Raw genomic sequence first — 19,744 nt, 5'->3', positions numbered from 1 at the left:
ATTAGATAGAGGACAACTTGGGGGTACTTTGTATGGTAGATGATTGGCTGCAATTGTTTCCTGAAAAAGTAAGAGCACTGTTAAAGTGCCTTCCCCTTCCGCTACTTGGAATGGTGGAAGAGATTCGGGTCCGTGAAGGTCGTCCGCTGGAGATTAACTATTCAGGTAAATATCACTTTCTTAGAGCAAATGGCAGCTTAACACAAAGACCGGAAGAAGCCTATAGGCCGGATCGGGAGGACAGTCATAGACTGCTAGATCTGATCAGCAACCATTCACTATATACGATGGAAGAAGAGCTGAGAAAGGGATTTATTACGATTCCGGGCGGCCATCGAATAGGACTTGCTGGTCGGACGGTGTTGAGTGGTGGGGGTGTTGAGCACCTAAGAGACATTACAAGCTTCAATGTCCGCATAGCCCGTGAGGTTCCCGGTATCGCGGATAAGGTGCTCCCTTATCTGCTGGACAAGGGGAGGCAGCGAATGATGCACACTTTGATTCTCTCGCCCCCACAGCACGGTAAGACAACACTTCTTCGCGATATCGCAAGACAAATCTCTTTAGGAGATTTGGGGAAGCGTGAAGGCGGAAGACCCGGTTTGAAGGTGGGGATTGTCGATGAACGTTCTGAGATTGCCGGAAGCAGACGCGGAATTCCCGCCTTTGATGTCGGTCCGCGTACAGATATTCTCGATGGTTGTCCCAAAGCAGAAGGCATGATGATGATGATTCGGTCATTGTCACCGGATGTATTGATCGCGGATGAGATTGGTCGTCCTGAAGACGCCGATGCGGTAACCGAAGCGCTGCATGCTGGAATATCAGTCGTTGCTTCGGCTCACGGCAAAGAGGTAATAGAACTGGCTCGTAGACCGGGACTAGGGGGTCTATTGGAACAAAAGATGTTCGAGAGATACGTCATTCTGCATCGTTCAGAAGCGGGGCTCACCTTTCGTATTCTGGATGGGCAGAAACGCGGATTGCTGCTTATCTCTCCCGGGGATCGATTAGGCGGTGATTTACATGCTTAAGCTATTCGGTGCCGTGCTAATTGTGCTGGCAGGTACGCTGGCAGGGCTCCAATTTGCGAGACAATATGCAGACAGGCCAAGACATATTAGAGGTTTAATAGCAGCGCTACAGCGGCTAGAGACAGAAATTATGTACGGCTTTACCCCATTGCCTGAAGCTATGCGGCGTATTGGGATTCAGTCTAAGGAGCCGCTCAAGACGTTGTTTGTTAAAACAGCTGAAGAGATGAGCCCACCCCATGACCGAAGTGCCCAGGATGCCATCCAGAGGGCTATGGATACGCATTGGAAGACTACCGCAATGAAGGGGACAGAAAAAGAGATTTTCCGCCAGCTCAGCTGTACTCTCGGCACAAGCGATAGGTCGAACCAGAGCACTCATATCGCGTTAGCATTGCAGCAATTGAAGCAGGAGGAGTCGGTGGCCAGAGAGGATCAAGGCAAATATGAAAAGTTGAGTAAAAGCCTGGGTCTGCTGCTTGGAGCATTGATCGTCATTTTGATCTTTTAGCGAGGTGCCAGGAATGAATATTGAAGTCAATGCGATTTTTCAAATTGCCGGCATTGGCATAATTATCGCCATGATACACACGGTGCTTAAACAGATGGGAAAAGAAGATTTCGCACATTGGGTCACCGTGATCGGGTTCGTCGTCGTGCTATTTATGGTTATCCGAATGCTGGACGGACTGCTGCAGGAAATAAAAACGATCTTTCTTTTTCAATAGGCGTGCTATGGAGATCATTCAAGTTGTTGGAATAGGGCTGATATCGACCATATTGATTCTCGTACTGAAGGAACAAAAACCGATGTTCGCCTTCCTTCTCGCTACTGCCACTGGGATTCTGATCTTTCTGTTTCTAATCGGCAAGATTGGAATGATTCTGTCCACACTGGAGCGGGTGGCAGAGTCATCGGGGATGGAAATGATCTATTTAAAGACCGTGTTCAAAATCATAGGGATTTCTTATATCGCTGAATTTGGAGCACAGATCGTGCGCGATGCAGGGCAGGAATCAATTGCTTCCAAAATAGAACTCGCCGGAAAAGTCCTGATTATGGTACTAGCTGTACCTATTATCAGCATCATTATTGAAACGGTCATGAAGCTGCTACCTGCTTAAAGCGATTGAATTAAGCCAAGCAACGATTAGGGAGGAGAAGTTATGCAAGAGCGCAGTGTTTTTCGTCCTCCAAAATTAAAAATAATACTGCTGCTGCTCCCCTTTCTCTTCATTCTATGGTTTGCAGGTACAGCTCAGGTGGCCATAGCTTCTCCAGCAACTCCAGCACCTGGATCAGGGAATTCCTCCCCAGTAGACCAGTGGGTCAAGGGTCAGGTGAGCAATTTGCCAACGGATAAGGTGGAGTCGTACTGGGATCAACTGATGAAGGATTACGGAGGTTTTTTTCCAGACGGGGCAACACCTTCGCTTATGGACATGCTGCTTCCGGGGGATAAGGGACTCAGCTTGCAGAGTGTGTTATCAGGACTTCTTGGCTTTATGTGGCATGAGGTGCTGTACAACGGGAGGCTGCTGGTCACGATTGTCATGGTCAGTGTGCTCAGCATGATACTGGAGACGCTGCAAACCGCTTTTGAGCGAAAAACGGTCAGCAAGGTGGCTTATACGCTCTGTTATATGGTGGTGCTAGTGATTGCCGTGAACAGCTTCAATGTTGCTATCGGTTATGCGAAGGATGCTATCGACCGGATGATTGATTTTATGATGGCCATGATTCCGCTGTTGTTCGCTTTGCTGGCTTCCATGGGGAACATCGTTACCGTCTCGGTCACACATCCACTGATTGTTTTTATGATTCATACCGTAGGGACTCTGATTCACACCATTGTCTTTCCACTATTATTCTTCTCTGCTGTGCTGCATCTCGTAAGTGCATTGTCGGAGAAATACAAGCTGACTCAATTGGCGAATCTGCTAAGAAATATCGGGGCTGGATTGCTAGGCGTACTGCTCACTGTGTTCCTCGGTGTGATTTCAGTCAGGGGAATTACGAGCTCAGTGACAGATGGTGTTACGATTCGGGCCGCTAAATATATCACAGGCAACTTTGTCCCGGTCATCGGAAAAATGTTCGCGGATGCCACAGACACAGTGATCTCCGCTTCACTTCTAGTGAAGAACGCCATTGGGTTATCCGGTGTCATTATCATTTTGTTCTTATGTTCTTTTCCAGCGATCAAAATCCTGGTGCTTGCTCTGATCTACAATGTTGCTGCTGCTGTAATGCAGCCATTAGGAGAGACGCCGATTGTAGTCTGCTTACAGACGATCGGAAAAAGCATGGTGTACGTATTCGCAGCTTTGGCAGCCGTATCGTTAATGTTTTTTATGGCCGTCACGATCATGCTAACCGCAGGCAATTTAACTGTCATGATGAGGTGACTATGCTGACAAAACTTAGCGGGTGCTTTCGAAGAGAGTTTTGTACGAAGTGATTTCACTGAAGGTTATGCTGACAAAACTTAGCGGGTGCTTTCGAAGTGAGTTTTGTACGAAGTAATTTCACTGAAGGCTATGCTGACAAAACTTTAAGGAGGAAAAGATGAGCTGGTTAGGAGGATGGCTGCGGGAGATCATTCTTGTCGTATTGTTAGCATCGTTCGTTGAGTTGCTCCTTCCGAGTAAATCTATGGAGCGTTATGCGAGGCTGGTGCTGAGCCTCCTGATCCTACTTACCATGCTTAGCCCAATCGTTTCTCTCCTTAAAGGTGACGCAATAGCCGAGCTGAGTATAGCCATGGGGCGGCAGGAGAAAGAGGGAGGCTTGTTCACAGGAGGGGGAAGCGGAGATCCTTCTTTGGAAAAGATTCTGGCTGATGGGCAAAAGCTTGCGCAGGGGCGTCAGGATCAGAGCCTAAAGCTGGCGGCAGAAGAGGTTGCTGAACAAATGAGGGAGCAAATTATCAGCGAGACCGGCAAACGTGGGGTTAACGTCGCTGTAACGCTCGGTATGGCGAAATCCGGCGGTTCTGGTAACGAGGATATTCCTGTTATCTCCGCAGTGAAGGTCTCAATGTCCCCGGCGGCAGGTAATCCCATAGGGGCTTCCGAAACTTCCAGCGCAGCGGCTGCTCCACCAATTGCAATCGCTCCAGTAGAGCCTGTTGAAGTGAAAATCGGTGCGAATCCAGAGAATGGATCAACATCAGCAGATGAACCGAAAGCAGTAAACGGAAATGTATCAGAAGATAACAAAACTTCAAGTGAAACGGAATCCATCGTAAAGCTATTGGAACAAAAATGGGATTTGGATCCCAAAGTAATCCAAGTGGATGGCGGCATTGTGAATAACGTCAAGTTATGAGTCTGCAGCTTCTAAACTAACAATTTTAGGAGGGATAGGCGTGGGCAATTGGCTGAAAAAGCTGGAGCAATGGGCTGGGGGCGGGGCTGGCAGTCCGAAGAGAAGCCATACTTTTCGCTGGCTAATCATCTTAGGCCTGCTGGGCGCAGCGATAATGCTGTTTAATTCCTTCGTCAATGTGAAGAAGATTGATAACGAGAATACAGGGCGTGAGCCGCCGCTGAATCAGTCCTCCCAAACGGCACTGGTTCAGAGTGATCCAACAACATCCAATTCGTTCGACAGCATTGAACTGGCGATGGAGAATCGAATGAAGGAGATTTTGGAGAAAATCGTCGGTGTCGGTACAGTCGATATCATGGTTACCGTGGAGTCAACAGAAGAAATTGTTGTGGTGCGCAATATGAACGACTCCCAGCAACTTAGTGAAGAGACGGATGCCAGTGGTGGTAAACGTCACACGACACAATATACAAGGGATGGCGAAATCGTAACTTATTCGCAATCGGGCGATGAGACACCTATTGTGACGAAGCGGATTAAGCCTCAGGTCCGTGGTGTGCTGGTAGTTGCCAAAGGGGCAGAGAACAAGGTTGTCCGTGGACTCATAGAGCAGGCTATTGAGAAAGGCTTGAATGTACCGATTCAGCGCATTTCAGTAGTACCACGCAAACAAGAGTAGCAGGAGAAAGTTAAGAAGTGAGTGCTTCCGAAGCAGCCACTAGATTAAATTTTAGGAGGAATAAAGAATGAACGGCAAAAGACAAACAATATGGTTGGTTTCTATGCTCAGTTTGATGGTTGTACTCTCGGCATACTATTTATTTACTGAAGATTCAGGTGCATCGGTTCCAAAAGACACAGCAGGAACTATGCAGGTAGACTCCTTGAAAAAAGATACAGCAAACGCAGCATTACCAACGGTTGGCGACAAAGGTATCGTTGTGAACGAAGTGGTCAGTCAAGGAGATGTTGTTGCTGATGGAGGCGTTGTAGATAACGCTACAGCCACTGACGATAGTGCAGCTACTGCAACTACTGATGACAGTGCAACTACAGCGGTTAAGGATGATAGCAGTAAAGCTGCAGCAGACAGCGGTAACTCTGAGAAAGCTTCGACGGACACTGCTGCAAAAGACTCCAGTAAAACTTCTGACACAGCAACTAAGGACACAGCAGCTAAGGATACAGTAACTAAGGATACGGCAGCTAAGGATACAGCGGCTACTACAACATCCAAAACCCCTGCTAAGAATGATAAAGAAATCCTGGATGAAGTAGCTTCACAAAGTGTATCGGCGAGCAGCATGTTCACTAACTACCTGTATGAACGTGAGCAAAAGAATCTAAAGAGCCAACAAGACTTACTCGCTTTGATTAACGATATGGAGAAGACGCCTGCTGATAACGCAGTTGCTCAAGAACAGCTCCTTAACCTTGAAGAAAAAGAATCTAAAATTACGGGCATCGAAGAACAGCTTCAACAAAAATATGGGGAAGCCATCGTGAAGGAAGAAGCTGGAGACAGCTATAAAGTAGTCGTACTCAGTGACAAGCTGGATGTGAAACAAGCGGTTAGTATCGTTGATCTCGTGATGAAAGAACTGAGTGTGTCTCAGGATAAAGTTAGTGTTCAATACGTTTCCGAGAAATAATAAGATGTGAAATTCTAGGAAAAATGACGAAAGAGCTCGGGTTCTCCCGGGCTCTTTCCATTTCTAGTGTTTATGATATAATACATAAAGTTATCTTGTCCGCTTAAGAAGTGGCTTCGAGAGAAAGCTGAAGGAGTGAACTAATGTATGTTCAAGTTGAGCGAAATTAAGGAATTAATTAAATTGCTGGACCAGACCTCCTCTGTACATGAGTTGGAGATCGAAAGCGAAGGAATGAAGCTTGCAATTCGCAAACCGGATCGCCCTGAAGCTGATGGAACAGCAGTACAGGCGACTCCTTATAATGCCTATCCCTTTACGCCTGCCCCGCAGCCGCAGAGCGTGCAGCAAGTGCCTTATCCAGTAATCAGTGAGGTTCCTCCAGCGCAGCAGCCACAAGCCGTCGCAGAAGGCAAACTACATAAAATTGTATCTCCAATGGTGGGAACGTTTTATAGTGCCGCTTCTCCGGAAATGCCATCGTTTGTTAATGTTGGAGACCGTGTTGGTGAGAAAACTACGGTATGCATTATCGAAGCGATGAAGCTGATGAATGAGCTGGAAGCGGAGATTAAAGGTGAAATCGTGTCAGTACTGGCCGAGAATGGTCAGCTTGTAGAATACGGTCAACCACTATTCCTGGTTAAACCGGAATAAATACCGCAGATTACTTATGGAGCGGAAGCTTCGCAAAACTTTGGGAGGAAACGCATGAACATTCAAAAAGTGTTGATTGCCAACCGCGGCGAAATCGCGGTCCGCATTATTAGGGCCTGCCGAGAACTGGGCATTTCCACCGTCGCGGTCTATTCGGAACCCGACCGGGATTCACTGCATGTCCGGTTGGCTGATGAAGCTTACTGCATCGGTCCGATGCCGTCCAAGGACAGCTATCTGAACTTTACAAATATTATGAGTGTAGCCACCTTAACAGAATGTGATGCCATCCATCCTGGTTATGGATTTTTAGCTGAAAATGCAGATTTTGCAGAGATTTGTGAATCTTGCAATATTATCTTCATTGGGCCATCTCCAGATGCAATCAACCGTATGGGTGATAAAGCTGTGGCGAAGGAAACCATGAAGCTGGCTGGCGTTCCGATCATCCCGGGCTCAGATGGCCTCGTAGGTGATGTTGAGGAAGCCGTCATGCTGGGCCGTGATATCGGATACCCGATTATCATTAAGGCTACCGCAGGTGGCGGGGGTAAGGGCATTCGGATTGCTGAGGACGAGGAATCATTGGTGAAGCAGATCACTGCTGCACAACAGGAAGCGCAAAAGGCGTTCGGTAACGCTGGTGTATATCTGGAAAAGTACCTTACAGGTATGAAGCACGTAGAAATTCAAATTATTGCAGATAAGCATGGTAATGTAGTGCATTTAGGTGAACGCGATTGTTCCGTACAGCGTCGTCGCCAAAAGCTGATTGAAGAGGCTCCTTGTTCTGTGCTCACACCGGATATTCGCGAAGCGATGGGTAATGCTGCAGTTCGTGCAGCACTCGCTGTAAACTATTCGGGAGCGGGAACGCTTGAATTCCTGCTTGGTCCGGATGGACAGTTCTACTTTATGGAGATGAATACTCGTATCCAGGTGGAGCATCCGGTAACTGAAATGGTTACGGGTGTGGATCTGATCAAGGAAATGATCTCTGTTGCAGAAGGAAATCCTTTGTCTTTTACACAGGAAGATATCGTAATTAATGGTTGGTCGATTGAATGCCGTATCAATGCGGAAGATCCAGAGCGTAATTTTATGCCTTCACCCGGTAAAATCGGCTTTTATTTGCCGCCTGGAGGTCTCGGTGTTCGTGTAGACAGCGCGGCGTACCCTGGGTATACGATTTCCCCTTTCTATGATTCTATGATTGCAAAGCTGATTGTATGGGCACCTACACGTCAGGAAGCGATTGCAAAGATGAAGCGCGCCTTGGCTGAATTTGCGGTGGAGGGAATCCACACTACGATCCCTTTCCATCAGAAACTGTTGGAGCATCCTGTGTTTCTGGATGGCAATTTTGACATCAAGTTTCTGGAAGAGCATGAAATTTAGGACGACTTCGCTTTGTTTGTCATAAAGTTCGTCAAATGATATAGTATGTTTAATAAGAGACGTGCTTTACGCTTGAATTTATGAGAATCTTTGTTGAAAGGTGTGAAGTCTAAAATGAGTACATTGCCGACAGAATACGAACGGACAGAAATCGGTGAGATCCAGATTGCTCCTGAAGTGATCGAGGTGATCGCAGGTTTAGCGACCGTTGAGGTTAAAGGTGTAGCAGGCATGAGCGGTGGTTTCGCCGGTGGTATTGTTGAGCTTCTCGGACGTAAGAACTTGTCCAAAGGAGTTAAAGTAGAGGTTGGACAACGCGAAGCTGCAGTGGATGTTTCTGTAATCATTGAATATGGTAACCGTCTTCCTGAAGTGGCTGCTGAAATTCAGCGTAATGTTAAGCGTTCCATCGAGACTATGACTGGTCTGACTGTTGTGGAAGTGAATGTGCATATTCATGATGTACAATTCAAGAACAACAACACTGTAGACAAGAACGAGGAAGCTGAAACTGTTCTTCGCGTGAAATAACAGTCGTCGTTCTTCCATAAACCCCCGACAGCAAAGTCGAGGGTTTACTCTAATTTAAGGAGGTTATGAGACTCGTGGCAAAAATTTTGGACAGACTTTTGCTGTTTGTCTACAGCTTAAGTATCGGAATATTATCTGTTATTGCCATCCTCCTCTTGAGCGGTGCTATTCCTAAAACTTTGGAGATTGAGAATGGACCAGCAGCTTATATTACTGCAATTGTGGTAGCAGTTGTCTTGTTCCTTCTGAGCATCCGATTTTTCTACATCTCTTTGCGTCGTGATCGTGCTTCTTTACCTTCTGTTGATCAGCGTACAGAGTATGGGGATATCCAGATTTCAGTGGAGACCATTGAGAATCTGAGTCTGAAGGCTGCCGGTAAAGTGAAGGGAATCAGAGATCTCAAATCGCGTATTCGCGTTTCTCAGGCTGGCCTTGAAATTACAATTCGCGCAGTAGTGGATGGTGAACATTCATTGCCGCTATTAACCACAGAAGTGCAACGTCAGGTGCATGATTTTGTGCAGGAGACAACCGGTATTCCGGTTGCAGATGTGTCTGTGTACATTGCTAACCTCACGCAGTCTCCAAGCTTCAAAAGTCGAGTGGAATAGAGGTGAGTTTCCCTTATGTCTTGGAAAGAAGTATGGGAAAGTCACGGGGGTAGAATCGCCGGAGTGACTTTCGGCATTGGTCTAGGTTTGATCTATTTAATTTGCGGTTTTTGGGATATGTTGTTCTTTGCACTGGTAGTGTTCATCGGATATACGCTCGGCAAAAGAAAGGATAACGCAGAAGCTCCCCTGTTTCAGTGGCAGGAGCTGATCACGCGTCTGTCCGGACGCTGGCGTCCCTTCAAATGAACCGCGATAGTCTTTTTCCCGGAGCAGGAAGCCGTAAGTTTGTGTTGTCCAATGCGCCAGGAAGAAAGGCTTTGCGGTTTTTTTAATTAAGAAATTTATCATTAACGGACAATAATCCTCTAAGGATTAGGGATAGAAGTCGAAGAATTTGGGCTTAAAATAATTGTAGGCGAAGCAATTAAAAGTTTGAATGATTATCACACTAGAGGTGTGAAGTTCTATCTATGGTTGCCCGACGTTGTAGAAGTTTAAGTAAACATGTTAATGCGATATAAGATTTTAGGAGGAACACATGAAAAGACGTATAGCGAGAGAGATTATTGTCCAAAGCCTGTATCAGATGGAAATGAACGATGTAGAAAGCGCGGATGCCGTAGAAATGCTGCTGGAGGAAGCTTCAGAGGAGAATGAAACCGAGCGTGTAATTACGGACGAGATTCAGCTCAAGCACTATGTGGTGGAGCATGTAAACGGAGTATGGGAGCACAAAGTTGCGATTGACGATATGCTTGAGCATTACTTGAAGGGCTGGCAGATGAGCCGTTTGTCACGTGTCGATCGTCAGATTTTACGTCTTGCGGCTTATGAAATGGTGTTCGCGAATGATGTTCCGGCGAAGGTTGCTGTGAATGAGGCTATTGATTTGGCCAAGCATTTTGGAACGGATGATTCCGGTAAGTTTGTAAACGGTGTGCTTGGGAAGATGATTCAAGAGATCGATACAATTAAAGCTGACCATTCTTAATATTAAAAAAAGTAAGAAAGTTTGAGTTTGTATCTATTCTTTATGTCTTATATTTCTCGCTTAAACGCTTATCGTCCTAATAAGGACGTCGAAGGCGTTTATGCTTGTACAATAGTAAAGTATATAAAAGGGGAGAGACTATCATGACAGCAGCAATCATCAGTGGTAAACAAGTATCTGAGGAAATTCGTATTGGTATTGCCCAGGAGGTTGCTGAACTGGCGAAACGCGGCGTGAAGCCCGGTCTGGCAGTAATTCTAGTAGGTGAAGATCCAGGGTCACAGGTTTATGTTCGTAACAAGGAAAAATCCTGCATCAGCCTTGGTTTCCATTCGGAAGTGCATAAACTGGATGAGTCTACTACTCAGGAAGAATTGCTGGCTCTCGTAGCGCAGCTTAATGGACGCGATGATATTGATGGGATTCTGGTTCAGCTTCCGTTGCCTAAGCATATTGAGGAAAAAGCCGTTATTGATGCAATCTCTGTGGAGAAAGACGTTGACGGCTTCCACCCTGTAAATGTAGGTAACCTAGTGATTGGTGCAGACAGTCTGCTTCCTTGTACACCTGCTGGTGTAATTGAACTAATCAAACGTACAGGAACAGGTATGGCAGGCAAACATGCTGTGGTCATTGGCCGCAGTAATATCGTAGGCAAGCCGGTATCTTTGTTGCTGCAACGTGAGAATGCTACTGTAACGATGTGTCACTCCCGTACAGCTAATATGCAAGAAATTAGCCGCCAAGCAGATATACTGGTTGTAGCGATCGGACGCGCTAATTTCATTGATGCTTCGTATGTGAAACCGGGTGCTGTTGTCATTGATGTCGGTATGAACCGTTTGGATAACGGTAAGCTTGCGGGTGACGTTGATTATGATAGTGCAAAAGAAGTTGCCGGATACATCACACCTGTTCCGGGTGGGGTTGGTCCGATGACCATTACAATGCTGATGAGCAATACGCTGATTGCGGCTAAACGCCGTCACGGCTTGGAATAGGGGTAGGATTCATGGCGGCAGAGCGGCAGGTCTATTCGATAAAAGAACTCAACCGTTATATCCGCATGAAGCTAGACTCGGATACGTTACTTTCGGATGTATGGATTCGCGGAGAGATTTCCAACTTTACGCATCACGGCAGCGGTCATATGTATTTCACGCTAAAGGATGAGAGCAGCCGGATCAAGGCGATTATGTTCGCTTCCCATAACCAGCGCCTGCCGTTTATTCCGAAGGAAGGTGCCCGGGTTATCGCTAGAGGTAATGTGACCGTATATGAACGGGACGGGCAGTACCAGTTCTATGCCACACATATGCAGCCGGATGGAATTGGTAGTCTATATTTAGCTTATGAGCAGCTGAAGAGTAAGCTTGAGCAAGAGGGGCTGTTTGCAGAAGCGCGTAAACGGCCGTTGCCCCGCTTTCCGAAGTGCATCGGCGTAATTACTTCGCCAACGGGTGCAGCTGTACGGGATATCGTGATTACACTCCAGCGGCGGTTTCCGCAGGTGGCAATTGTAATCTATCCCGTACTGGTGCAAGGCAAAGGCGCCGCGCCTTCGATTGTGAAGGCGATTGGAGCGCTGAACCGCATGGGTGAGGCCGACGTACTTATCGTCGGCCGCGGCGGCGGTTCGCTTGAGGAGCTGTGGGCGTTCAACGAGGAGGAAGTCGCGCGAGCGATATCGGCATCAAGCATTCCGGTCATCTCGGCCGTTGGCCACGAGACCGACTTCACGATTGCCGATTTCGCCGCCGACCTCCGCGCGGCTACGCCCACAGCGGCCGCGGAGCTGGCCGTGCCACATGCCGGCGAGCTTGCTGCGCAGCTTCGCCAGCAGCAGCAGCGGCTGCGCCAAGCGCTGCAAAGACGCGCCCAGCGCGGACGCGAGCGTCACGCGGGGCTGGAACGCTCGCTGGCGCTGGCAGGCCCGCGCCGCTCGCTGATGCAGCACACGCAGCGGCTGGATCAGCTGCGTGAGCGGCTCCAGCGCTCAGCGGATGCACGGCTCAGCCGTTCCCGCGAGCGCAAAGCTGTGCTGCATCATAGTCTGCAGCGCTTCCATCCGCACGGCAGTGTTGCCGCTGCGCGGCAGCGCACCGAGAGCATACGCCGTGAGCTGATGGGTGCCATGCAGGCCCGCCTGCAGGATAAGAAATCTCGCTATGTAGCGGAGATTCGTCATCTGGATGCGCTGAGCCCGCTAAAAGTCATGTCGAGAGGCTACAGCTTAGTCTATGACGAGGCAGAAGAACATTTAATCAAATCGCTGACCGAAGTGCAGCTTGGCGATCTTGTAGTGATAAAGATGAACGACGGACAGCTGAACTGCCAGGTATGGGGAATGAAGGAGGATGGCAAAGACGATGACGAAGGAAGCGGAACTTGATTTTGAAGGCGCTATGGACCGGCTGGAGGAAATCGTACGTGAGCTTGAACACGGCGACGTTCCCCTGGAGAAGGCCATCGATTTATTTCAGCAAGGTATGAAGTTATCTCAGCTTTGCGGCAGCAAGCTTGAGCAGGTAGAGCGTAAGATCGAAATGATTACCCTAGAGGACGGAGAACTGCGTAAGAAGCCGTTTGGTGCACGTCTGGAAGGGGACGCCGATGACTCGCTTTGAGCATGAGCTTGAGAGAAACTCTGAAGGAGAAACACTGCGTCAGCCACTGGAGGATTACATCGCGTCCTTAAGCGATCTAGTCTCACATGAACTAGATGTTATTCTCCCCACACAATGGATGGTTCCAGAGAATTTGCAGCAAGCCATGAAGTACTCACTTATGGCTGGGGGCAAACGCCTCCGGCCACTGCTGGTGATTATCGCATGTGAAGCACTGGGAGGAAGTCGAGAGGCTGCCCTGCCTGTCGCTGCTGCTATAGAGATGGTACATACCTACTCGTTAATTCATGATGATTTGCCTGCCATGGATAATGATGATTATCGGCGCGGGAAGCTGACGAATCATAAAGTCTTTGGGGAAGCGACCGCTATTCTTGCGGGTGATGCCCTTCTGACCCATGCTTTCTACAGTGTGGTACAAGCCTCGCGTAAATTTGGCGTCCCTGCGGAAAGTGTACTATCCATCGTGGAGGATTTGGCGGAAATGGCAGGTCCTCGTGGTATGGTTGGCGGTCAGATTGCAGATATGGAAGGCGAGCAGGGTCTAACCGATCTTGCACAGCTAAAGTACATTCATCTGCATAAGACAGGAGATTTGATTATCTTCTCGCTACTAGCTGGCGGTCGTATTGCAGGCGCTAACGAGCAGCAGCTCAAGGCCTTACATGAATTTGGAACAGCCGTTGGACTCGCTTTTCAGATCCAAGATGACATTCTAGATCTGGTTGGGGACGAAGGCAAGCTTGGTAAAAAGACAGGCAGTGATGTCAAACAGCATAAGGTAACCTATCCTTATTTTATTGGCCTCGAAGCCTCGCGTGAAGAAGTGAAGCAGCTTACAGAAACAGCCCGTAATGCTGTACTGAACGGCGGCTTTCACGACCACCAGCGCCTGCTGGAAATTGCAGATTATTTAATGGCACGAGATCACTAATTATGAAATTTCGAAACGGCTGTATTTCGACAGCCGTTTCGTTTGTGTTATAATGGGTTTTATATAATTTACAACATCTAGGAAAGCGGGGAACTATACGTGCTGCTTCCACAAATAAATGATCCTGAACAACTGAAATCTCTGTCAATTGATGAGTTAAATACTCTAGCGGAGGAAATTCGTCGATTTCTGATTGAGAAGCTTACAGCAACTGGTGGGCACCTTGGATCCAATCTTGGAGTCGTGGAGCTCACTTTGGCTTTGCATTATTGCTATAACAGTCCTCGGGACAAAATGATTTATGACGTTGGTCACCAGGCCTATGTCCATAAGATACTAACCGGTCGCCAAGACCGTTTCGACACCTTGCGTAAATATCAGGGCTTGTGCGGATTTGTTAAGCGCTCCGAAAGTGAGCATGATGTGTGGGAAGCTGGACACAGCAGCACCTCATTATCAGCAGCAATGGGGATGGCGATGGCCCGTGATCTCAAGGGTGAAGACAACAAAGTAATTGCCGTGATCGGTGACGGAGCACTTACTGGCGGAATGGCGTTTGAAGCACTTAACCATATTGGTCATGAGAAGCGTAAGCTAATGGTTATTTTGAACGACAATGAAATGTCCATAGCTCCTAACGTAGGGGCAATGCACAATTACTTAAGCAAGATTCGTTCAGATCGCCACTATTTGCGTGCTAAAGATGAGGTTGAAGGGTTGCTTAAGAAGATTCCGGCCATCGGAGGGCGTTTAGCGAAGACCGCTGAACAGTTAAAGAACAGTCTTAAATATATGATGGTACCTGGTGTATTGTTTGAAGAGCTTGGCTTTACGTATCTCGGCCCGGTGGATGGACATGATTTAGAGAAAATGATTGATACCTTCCACCAAGCAGATAATGTGGCTGGACCTGTACTTGTGCATGTATTGACGACCAAAGGCAAGGGCTACAAACCGGCTGAGACCGATTTCTATAAATCGCATGCTATTTCGCCTTACAAAATTGAATCGGGTCAGTCGCTTAAAGCTGTGGGTCCGCCAATGTACACCGAAGTATTTGGCAGTACGTTAATTGAACTGGGCCGGGAGGATTCGCGTCTGATTGCAGTTACGCCTGCGATGCCAGGAGGCTCGGGCTTATTCCCATTCGCGAAGGAATTTCCGGATCGTATGATTGATGTCGGGATTGCGGAGCAGCATGCGGCTACACTTTGTGCAGCTTTGGCTATGGAAGGGATGAAGCCGGTATATGCGGTGTATTCCACCTTCATGCAACGTGCCTATGATCAGATCGTTCATGATATTTGCCGTCATAACGCAAATGTTATGTTCGCTATTGATCGCGCTGGATTTGTAGGTGCGGATGGTGAGACTCATCAGGGTGTGTACGATGTTGCCTTTATGCGCCATATTCCGAATATGGTGATGATGATGCCTAAAGACGAAAATGAGCTGCGTCATATGATGAAGACGGCGCTTGAATATAATGACGGCCCGATCGCTTACCGATACCCTCGAATTAATGGTACAGGTGTGACGATGGATGCAGAGATGCATACCATTCCAATCGGATCGTGGGAACGTCTGCGTACTGGGGAAGGTTATGCGGTTGTTGCTTGCGGTCCTATGGTTCAAGTGGCTGAAGAAGCCGCTGATTTGTTGAAGCGTGAAGGAATTCAGGTGGGCGTCGTGAATGCGCGTTTCCTGAAGCCGCTAGATAACTCCATGCTGCTTGATTTGGCTCACGCTGGAACCAATATGGTTGTTATTGAAGAGGCTAGCCAAGCGGGAAGTCTCGGCAGTGCGGTATTAGAATTCTATGCAGAGCATGAAATTTATGATGCTCGTGTACATCTGATGGGTGTACCTGACATCTTTGTGGAGCACGGCTCCATTAAAGAACAGCGCCAGGAAACAGGTCTTACTGTAGAAAAACTATGTGCACGTATCAAGTCCATGATGGCTTTGAGTGCTTATAATTACAAAACAACTTCGTCTTCCTAAGTGGAAGCCGGAAATTAGCAACCCTTTGAACGATCGGGAGATGACCATGGAACACCGTAAAGAACGGATAGATGTATTGCTTGTTGAGCAAGGTTTTTATGAAAGCCGTGAGAAAGCTAAAGCAGCCATTATGGCAGGGCTGGTGCTAGCGGATGAGGAACGCATTGAAAAGGCTGGTATGAAGGTGTCACGGGAGGCTACCCTTAAGGTTAAGGGCTCTGTACATCCTTATGTCAGTCGTGGGGGCCTAAAGCTGGAGAAGGCTCTTCGCCAATTTAATATTGATCTTACGGGACGGACCATGTTAGACATCGGTGCTTCTACTGGAGGCTTCACGGATTGTGCACTTCAGAATGGAGTAAGCCATGTGTACGCGATAGATGTTGGTTATAATCAGCTGGATTGGTCGCTGCGTAATGATGAACGCGTTAGTGTTATGGAACGTACGAATTTCCGATATATGACGCCTCCAGATTTGGTGGGTCCGATCCCGGATTTTGCGAGTATTGATGTTTCGTTTATCTCCTTAAAAATAATTCTTCCACCGCTCAAAGCGTTGCTTAAGCGCCCGGCGGATATTGCCGCGCTGATTAAGCCGCAGTTTGAGGCGGGGCGGGAGAAGGTTGGTAAATCAGGTGTGATTCGTGACTCTGCTGTCCATAAAGAGGTATTGATTAATGTACTGACCATGGCGGCAGAGCTGGGTTACCAGCTACAGGGATTAACCTTTTCACCGATTACAGGTGGGGAAGGGAATATCGAGTTTCTTGCTCACTGGAGACTATCGCCTGAAACTGCGGAAGATGAAGAGGTATTATTACCTTCAGATGCTGTCTCATCAGTCATATCAGTGGAGGATTTCCCATCTCTTGCGGATGAAGTGATTAAGCAGGCTACGGGTACTTTTAATGTAAATTCAACTCATGGAAACTCATCGCGCCGGTGAGTTTCTTTTTCCATATGGTCAAGTCAGTGAAATCGAATATACGGAAAGCTCCTAAAAAGCCTGCGCAGAAGAAGGAATTAGCAAGGCTTCACGCGAATAAATCACCGAGGTGATTGATAGTGGCGGGTAGCTCTGACAAGGTCGTCATGGCGTTTATTGGAGTAGCATTATCGATTTTTATAATTTATCGGATATATATATGGCTGCAAAGTTCTCCGCGTTCTTTCATGAAGGATCAGATCCCGTTTAATAAAGTGATTATTCCGCACCCTTCTATAGACATACTAGAGGATGAAGGGTATGAGGTCGTTGGAGGGAAGCTCAAAATCCCGTTGTCCTTCAACGTAAACGGGGCGCAGATGTATAGCCGGTTATTTATAGATTATGTGGCGACTAAGGAAGAAGGATCAATATATTTGGTCATCCTTTCCAGACCACGCAAACCTTTAGATTTCACAGGAAGTGGCTTACGGGATACCTTGCTTCCGTACTTACTGATTTATCCGGAATGCAGCGGAGTTCTGTATGTTAATGTTGCTGCGGGATCTATTCAAGTGATTAAGCTCGGCAGGGATGACGGAGAATCAAACTGAGTCCATATTTAACTAGGTGTATGCTTCCGAAGTAGTTTTGCCGAAGCTATTCAGGGTGCATCGCTTACAAAACTAAGTCCATGCTTCCGAAGTAGTTTTGTCGCTGCTAATCTGGAAGTGTCGCTTACAAAACTTTTAGGAGGCAACAATGAAGGGACAACGACATATTAAGATACGCGAGATTATTACGCAAAAGGATATCGAGACACAGGACGAGCTGGTAGAAGCTCTGCGTGAATCTGGTTTCCAGGTTACTCAAGCGACTGTATCTCGGGATATTAAAGAGCTATTGCTTATTAAGGTTCCTATGGATGATGGAAGATACAAATATTCACTTCCAACCGATCAACGGTACAATCCAATCCAGAAGCTGAAGCGAGTTCTAGTGGATAATTTTGTACAGATCGATTCATCGGCTAATCTTGTGGTGATGAAATGCTTACCGGGGACGGCTAACTCAGTGGCAGCTTTGATTGATAATATTGACTGGCCACAAATTATGGGGACCATCTCTGGTGATGATACCATTCTTATTATTTGCCGCCAGCCTGAGGACAGCAAGACCGTAATTTCACAAATTATGGGTTACACTTCTTAAAATGTAAAAAGTATTAACATCATTCTATCAAATTCTTATCATCTTCTCGGAGGTGCTCTATTAGTGTTAGAAACCTTGTCTATTCGCAATCTAGCCGTCGTTGAGGCGGTAGATGTGCATTTTTATCCTGGCTTCCATGTGCTTACAGGGGAGACTGGGGCAGGTAAATCCATTATTATTGATGCGCTTGGACTGATTGCCGGAGGCCGCGGTTCCGCGGATTCTATTCGTTACGGCTGTGAAAAAGCAGAGATGGAAGCGCTCTTCAGCCTTCCCAGCGGTCATCCCGTCTGGGATACTTTGGAGCGCCTTGGCATTGAGGCCCAGCGTGAGGAGCATCTTATTATACGTCGTGAGCTTACCTCTCAGGGGAAAAGCACATCACGCGTAAACGGACAAATGGTCAATCTTACGATGCTTCGTGAAATTGGCGAGCAGTTGGTGAATATTCATGGACAGCATGAACACCAAAACTTATTGAAGGCAGAACGACATTTGGGACTGCTGGATACATACGGAGAACCTATAATCGGGCCGCTTAAAGCGGTATATCAGGAAAAGTATTCCGCCTTTGCAAAAGTGGAGAAAGAGCTCCGAGAGCTGCAGGAATCCAGTCAGAAGGCATACCAAATGCTTGATTTATATCGTTTTCAGTTAGAAGAAATTTCATCTGCTGCATTAAAACCGGGAGAAGATGAATTACTTGCCGAAGAACGGGTCAAACTATCCCACAGTGAGAAAATGATGGATTCCGTATCCGGTGCATATGAGCTCCTCTATGATAGACAAGGCTTAGAATCCATCGGTAATGTCATTTCAAGGCTCGAGGATGCGGTTCGTTACGATGAAAAGGGTCTAAAATCCGTGCTTGAGCAGTTGCAGTCCTCTTATTATCAACTGGAGGATGCTGCATTTCAGCTTCGTGATTACCGCGAAGAGATTGAGTTCAACCCACAGCGACTCGAAGAAATCGAGAACCGTCTTGATTTAATCACCGGACTTCGCCGTAAATACGGAGATAGTGTAGAACAGATTCTGGCTTATTATGAACAAATCCATCGGGAAACCGATCTGCTTGAGAATAAAGATGAATATCTGGAGAAGCTGACGACCAAACGCGATGCATTATTAGCTGTGTTGATGGAAGCAGCTGCTGAATTAAGTGAAGCACGGAAGCTGTGTGCGTCTGATTTGGCCACGCAAGTGGAAAGTGAGCTTAAAGATCTTCAGATGGAAAGAACCTCGCTACAGGTTAAATTAGATACGCTGGAGGACCCACGTGGTGTTGAATATAAGGGTCGGCGTATACGTCTCACAAGACAAGGGATCGACAGTGCGGAATTTATGATTTCCCCTAACCCTGGCGAGCCGTTAAGACCTCTTGGCAAAATTGCCTCGGGTGGTGAGTTGTCGCGTATTATGTTGGCAATGAAGAGCATTTTTGCGCGTCATGATGCAATTCCAGTTCTGATTTTTGATGAGGTGGATACCGGTGTGAGTGGTCGAGCTGCTCAATCCATTGCAGATAAACTGTATAAGCTGTCCTCCACCTGTCAGGTGTTCTCCATTACGCACTTACCGCAGGTGGCTTGTATGGCTGATCATCAGTACTTAATCCGCAAAAAGGTTGAGGACGGAAGAACCATGACTGAAGTGGAATCACTCTCGAATGATGGACGTGTAATGGAGCTGGCCCGAATGCTGGGTGGGGTGGAAATTACCGAAAAAACATTGCACCATTCGCAGGAAATGCTCAATTTGGCTGAGGCCAGTAAGGCTGCAACAAGCTAAGCGGAACAATGATTGACAGTAATAAAAGCCTGGGGGC

At 47.3% G+C, this 19,744-nt stretch carries 23 protein-coding genes; all 23 read left to right on the top strand.

Annotated features, from left to right (window positions below; genetic code table 11):
* Positions 1 to 32 precede the first annotated feature (32 nt).
* Positions 33 to 1,034, top strand: coding sequence for a stage III sporulation protein AA (gene spoIIIAA / locus R50345_RS21055; protein WP_042129831.1), 1,002 nt, complete (start codon positions 33 to 35; stop codon positions 1,032 to 1,034).
* Positions 1,027 to 1,545 (top strand): stage III sporulation protein SpoIIIAB, encoded by a 519-nt coding sequence (spoIIIAB, locus tag R50345_RS21050; RefSeq protein WP_042129830.1) that lies wholly within the window; start codon positions 1,027 to 1,029, stop codon positions 1,543 to 1,545. Before spoIIIAA ends, spoIIIAB begins: the two co-directional genes overlap by 8 nt.
* Positions 1,546 to 1,558: 13 nt before the next feature.
* Positions 1,559 to 1,762 (top strand): stage III sporulation protein AC, encoded by a 204-nt coding sequence (gene spoIIIAC, locus R50345_RS21045; RefSeq protein WP_036682849.1) that lies wholly within the window; start codon positions 1,559 to 1,561, stop codon positions 1,760 to 1,762.
* Between the two features lie 7 nt (positions 1,763 to 1,769).
* The gene (gene spoIIIAD / locus R50345_RS21040; RefSeq protein ID WP_042129828.1) at positions 1,770 to 2,159 is read left to right on the top strand and encodes a stage III sporulation protein AD; all 390 of its coding nucleotides are present in this window, start codon (positions 1,770 to 1,772) and stop codon (positions 2,157 to 2,159) included.
* Between the two features lie 42 nt (positions 2,160 to 2,201).
* Positions 2,202 to 3,443 (top strand): stage III sporulation protein AE, encoded by a 1,242-nt coding sequence (spoIIIAE, locus tag R50345_RS21035; RefSeq protein WP_042129825.1) that lies wholly within the window; start codon positions 2,202 to 2,204, stop codon positions 3,441 to 3,443.
* Positions 3,444 to 3,603: 160 nt separating this feature from the next.
* Positions 3,604 to 4,365, top strand: a complete 762-nt coding sequence (spoIIIAF, locus tag R50345_RS30400; RefSeq protein ID WP_052414677.1) for a stage III sporulation protein AF — start codon at positions 3,604 to 3,606, stop codon at positions 4,363 to 4,365.
* Positions 4,366 to 4,405: 40 nt separating this feature from the next.
* Positions 4,406 to 5,047 (top strand): stage III sporulation protein AG, encoded by a 642-nt coding sequence (gene spoIIIAG, locus R50345_RS21025; RefSeq protein WP_042129823.1) that lies wholly within the window; start codon positions 4,406 to 4,408, stop codon positions 5,045 to 5,047.
* A 67-nt stretch (positions 5,048 to 5,114) separates the two neighbouring features.
* A complete protein-coding gene (locus tag R50345_RS21020) occupies positions 5,115 to 6,020 on the top strand; it encodes a SpoIIIAH-like family protein (protein ID WP_042129821.1) in 906 nt (301 codons plus the stop codon).
* A gap of 147 nt (positions 6,021 to 6,167) precedes the next feature.
* Positions 6,168 to 6,677: an acetyl-CoA carboxylase biotin carboxyl carrier protein gene (accB, locus tag R50345_RS21015; protein ID WP_042129818.1), complete on the top strand. Its 510-nt coding sequence runs from the start codon at positions 6,168 to 6,170 to the stop codon at positions 6,675 to 6,677.
* A 54-nt stretch (positions 6,678 to 6,731) separates the two neighbouring features.
* A complete protein-coding gene (gene accC / locus R50345_RS21010; protein WP_042129816.1) occupies positions 6,732 to 8,075 on the top strand; it encodes an acetyl-CoA carboxylase biotin carboxylase subunit in 1,344 nt (447 codons plus the stop codon).
* Positions 8,076 to 8,189: 114 nt separating this feature from the next.
* Positions 8,190 to 8,606 (top strand): Asp23/Gls24 family envelope stress response protein, encoded by a 417-nt coding sequence (locus tag R50345_RS21005; protein ID WP_042132343.1) that lies wholly within the window; start codon positions 8,190 to 8,192, stop codon positions 8,604 to 8,606.
* A gap of 74 nt (positions 8,607 to 8,680) precedes the next feature.
* Entirely contained in the window at positions 8,681 to 9,220 is a 540-nt protein-coding gene (amaP, locus tag R50345_RS21000) for an alkaline shock response membrane anchor protein AmaP (protein WP_042129814.1), read from the top strand.
* A gap of 15 nt (positions 9,221 to 9,235) precedes the next feature.
* Complete coding sequence (locus R50345_RS20995) at positions 9,236 to 9,469, top strand: DUF2273 domain-containing protein (protein WP_042129813.1); 234 nt, start codon at positions 9,236 to 9,238, stop codon at positions 9,467 to 9,469.
* Positions 9,470 to 9,761: 292 nt separating this feature from the next.
* Positions 9,762 to 10,214, top strand: a complete 453-nt coding sequence (nusB, locus tag R50345_RS20990; RefSeq protein WP_042129811.1) for a transcription antitermination factor NusB — start codon at positions 9,762 to 9,764, stop codon at positions 10,212 to 10,214.
* Between the two features lie 143 nt (positions 10,215 to 10,357).
* Positions 10,358 to 11,215 (top strand): bifunctional methylenetetrahydrofolate dehydrogenase/methenyltetrahydrofolate cyclohydrolase FolD, encoded by an 858-nt coding sequence (folD, locus tag R50345_RS20985; protein WP_042129810.1) that lies wholly within the window; start codon positions 10,358 to 10,360, stop codon positions 11,213 to 11,215.
* 11 nt (positions 11,216 to 11,226) lie between these two features.
* Positions 11,227 to 12,606, top strand: coding sequence for an exodeoxyribonuclease VII large subunit (gene xseA / locus R50345_RS20980; protein WP_042129808.1), 1,380 nt, complete (start codon positions 11,227 to 11,229; stop codon positions 12,604 to 12,606).
* Positions 12,584 to 12,841, top strand: a complete 258-nt coding sequence (xseB, locus tag R50345_RS20975; RefSeq protein ID WP_042129807.1) for an exodeoxyribonuclease VII small subunit — start codon at positions 12,584 to 12,586, stop codon at positions 12,839 to 12,841. Before xseA ends, xseB begins: the two co-directional genes overlap by 23 nt.
* Complete coding sequence (locus tag R50345_RS20970; protein ID WP_042129805.1) at positions 12,828 to 13,775, top strand: polyprenyl synthetase family protein; 948 nt, start codon at positions 12,828 to 12,830, stop codon at positions 13,773 to 13,775. Before xseB ends, R50345_RS20970 begins: the two co-directional genes overlap by 14 nt.
* Positions 13,776 to 13,874: 99 nt before the next feature.
* Positions 13,875 to 15,779, top strand: a complete 1,905-nt coding sequence (gene dxs / locus R50345_RS20965) for a 1-deoxy-D-xylulose-5-phosphate synthase (RefSeq protein ID WP_042129804.1) — start codon at positions 13,875 to 13,877, stop codon at positions 15,777 to 15,779.
* A 46-nt stretch (positions 15,780 to 15,825) separates the two neighbouring features.
* Positions 15,826 to 16,725, top strand: a complete 900-nt coding sequence (locus R50345_RS20960; protein WP_042129803.1) for a TlyA family RNA methyltransferase — start codon at positions 15,826 to 15,828, stop codon at positions 16,723 to 16,725.
* A gap of 227 nt (positions 16,726 to 16,952) precedes the next feature.
* Positions 16,953 to 17,318, top strand: coding sequence for a hypothetical protein (locus R50345_RS20955; RefSeq protein WP_231573852.1), 366 nt, complete (start codon positions 16,953 to 16,955; stop codon positions 17,316 to 17,318).
* 148 nt (positions 17,319 to 17,466) lie between these two features.
* Positions 17,467 to 17,916, top strand: coding sequence for a transcriptional regulator AhrC/ArgR (ahrC, locus tag R50345_RS20950; RefSeq protein WP_042129801.1), 450 nt, complete (start codon positions 17,467 to 17,469; stop codon positions 17,914 to 17,916).
* A 63-nt stretch (positions 17,917 to 17,979) separates the two neighbouring features.
* Positions 17,980 to 19,707, top strand: coding sequence for a DNA repair protein RecN (gene recN, locus R50345_RS20945; RefSeq protein WP_042129799.1), 1,728 nt, complete (start codon positions 17,980 to 17,982; stop codon positions 19,705 to 19,707).
* Positions 19,708 to 19,744: the final 37 nt, after the last annotated feature.

The sequence above is a fragment of the Paenibacillus sp. FSL R5-0345 genome (assembly GCF_000758585.1).
Taxonomy (GTDB): domain Bacteria; phylum Bacillota; class Bacilli; order Paenibacillales; family Paenibacillaceae; genus Paenibacillus_AQ.
This window is presented reverse-complemented; position numbering and strand designations above follow the sequence as displayed.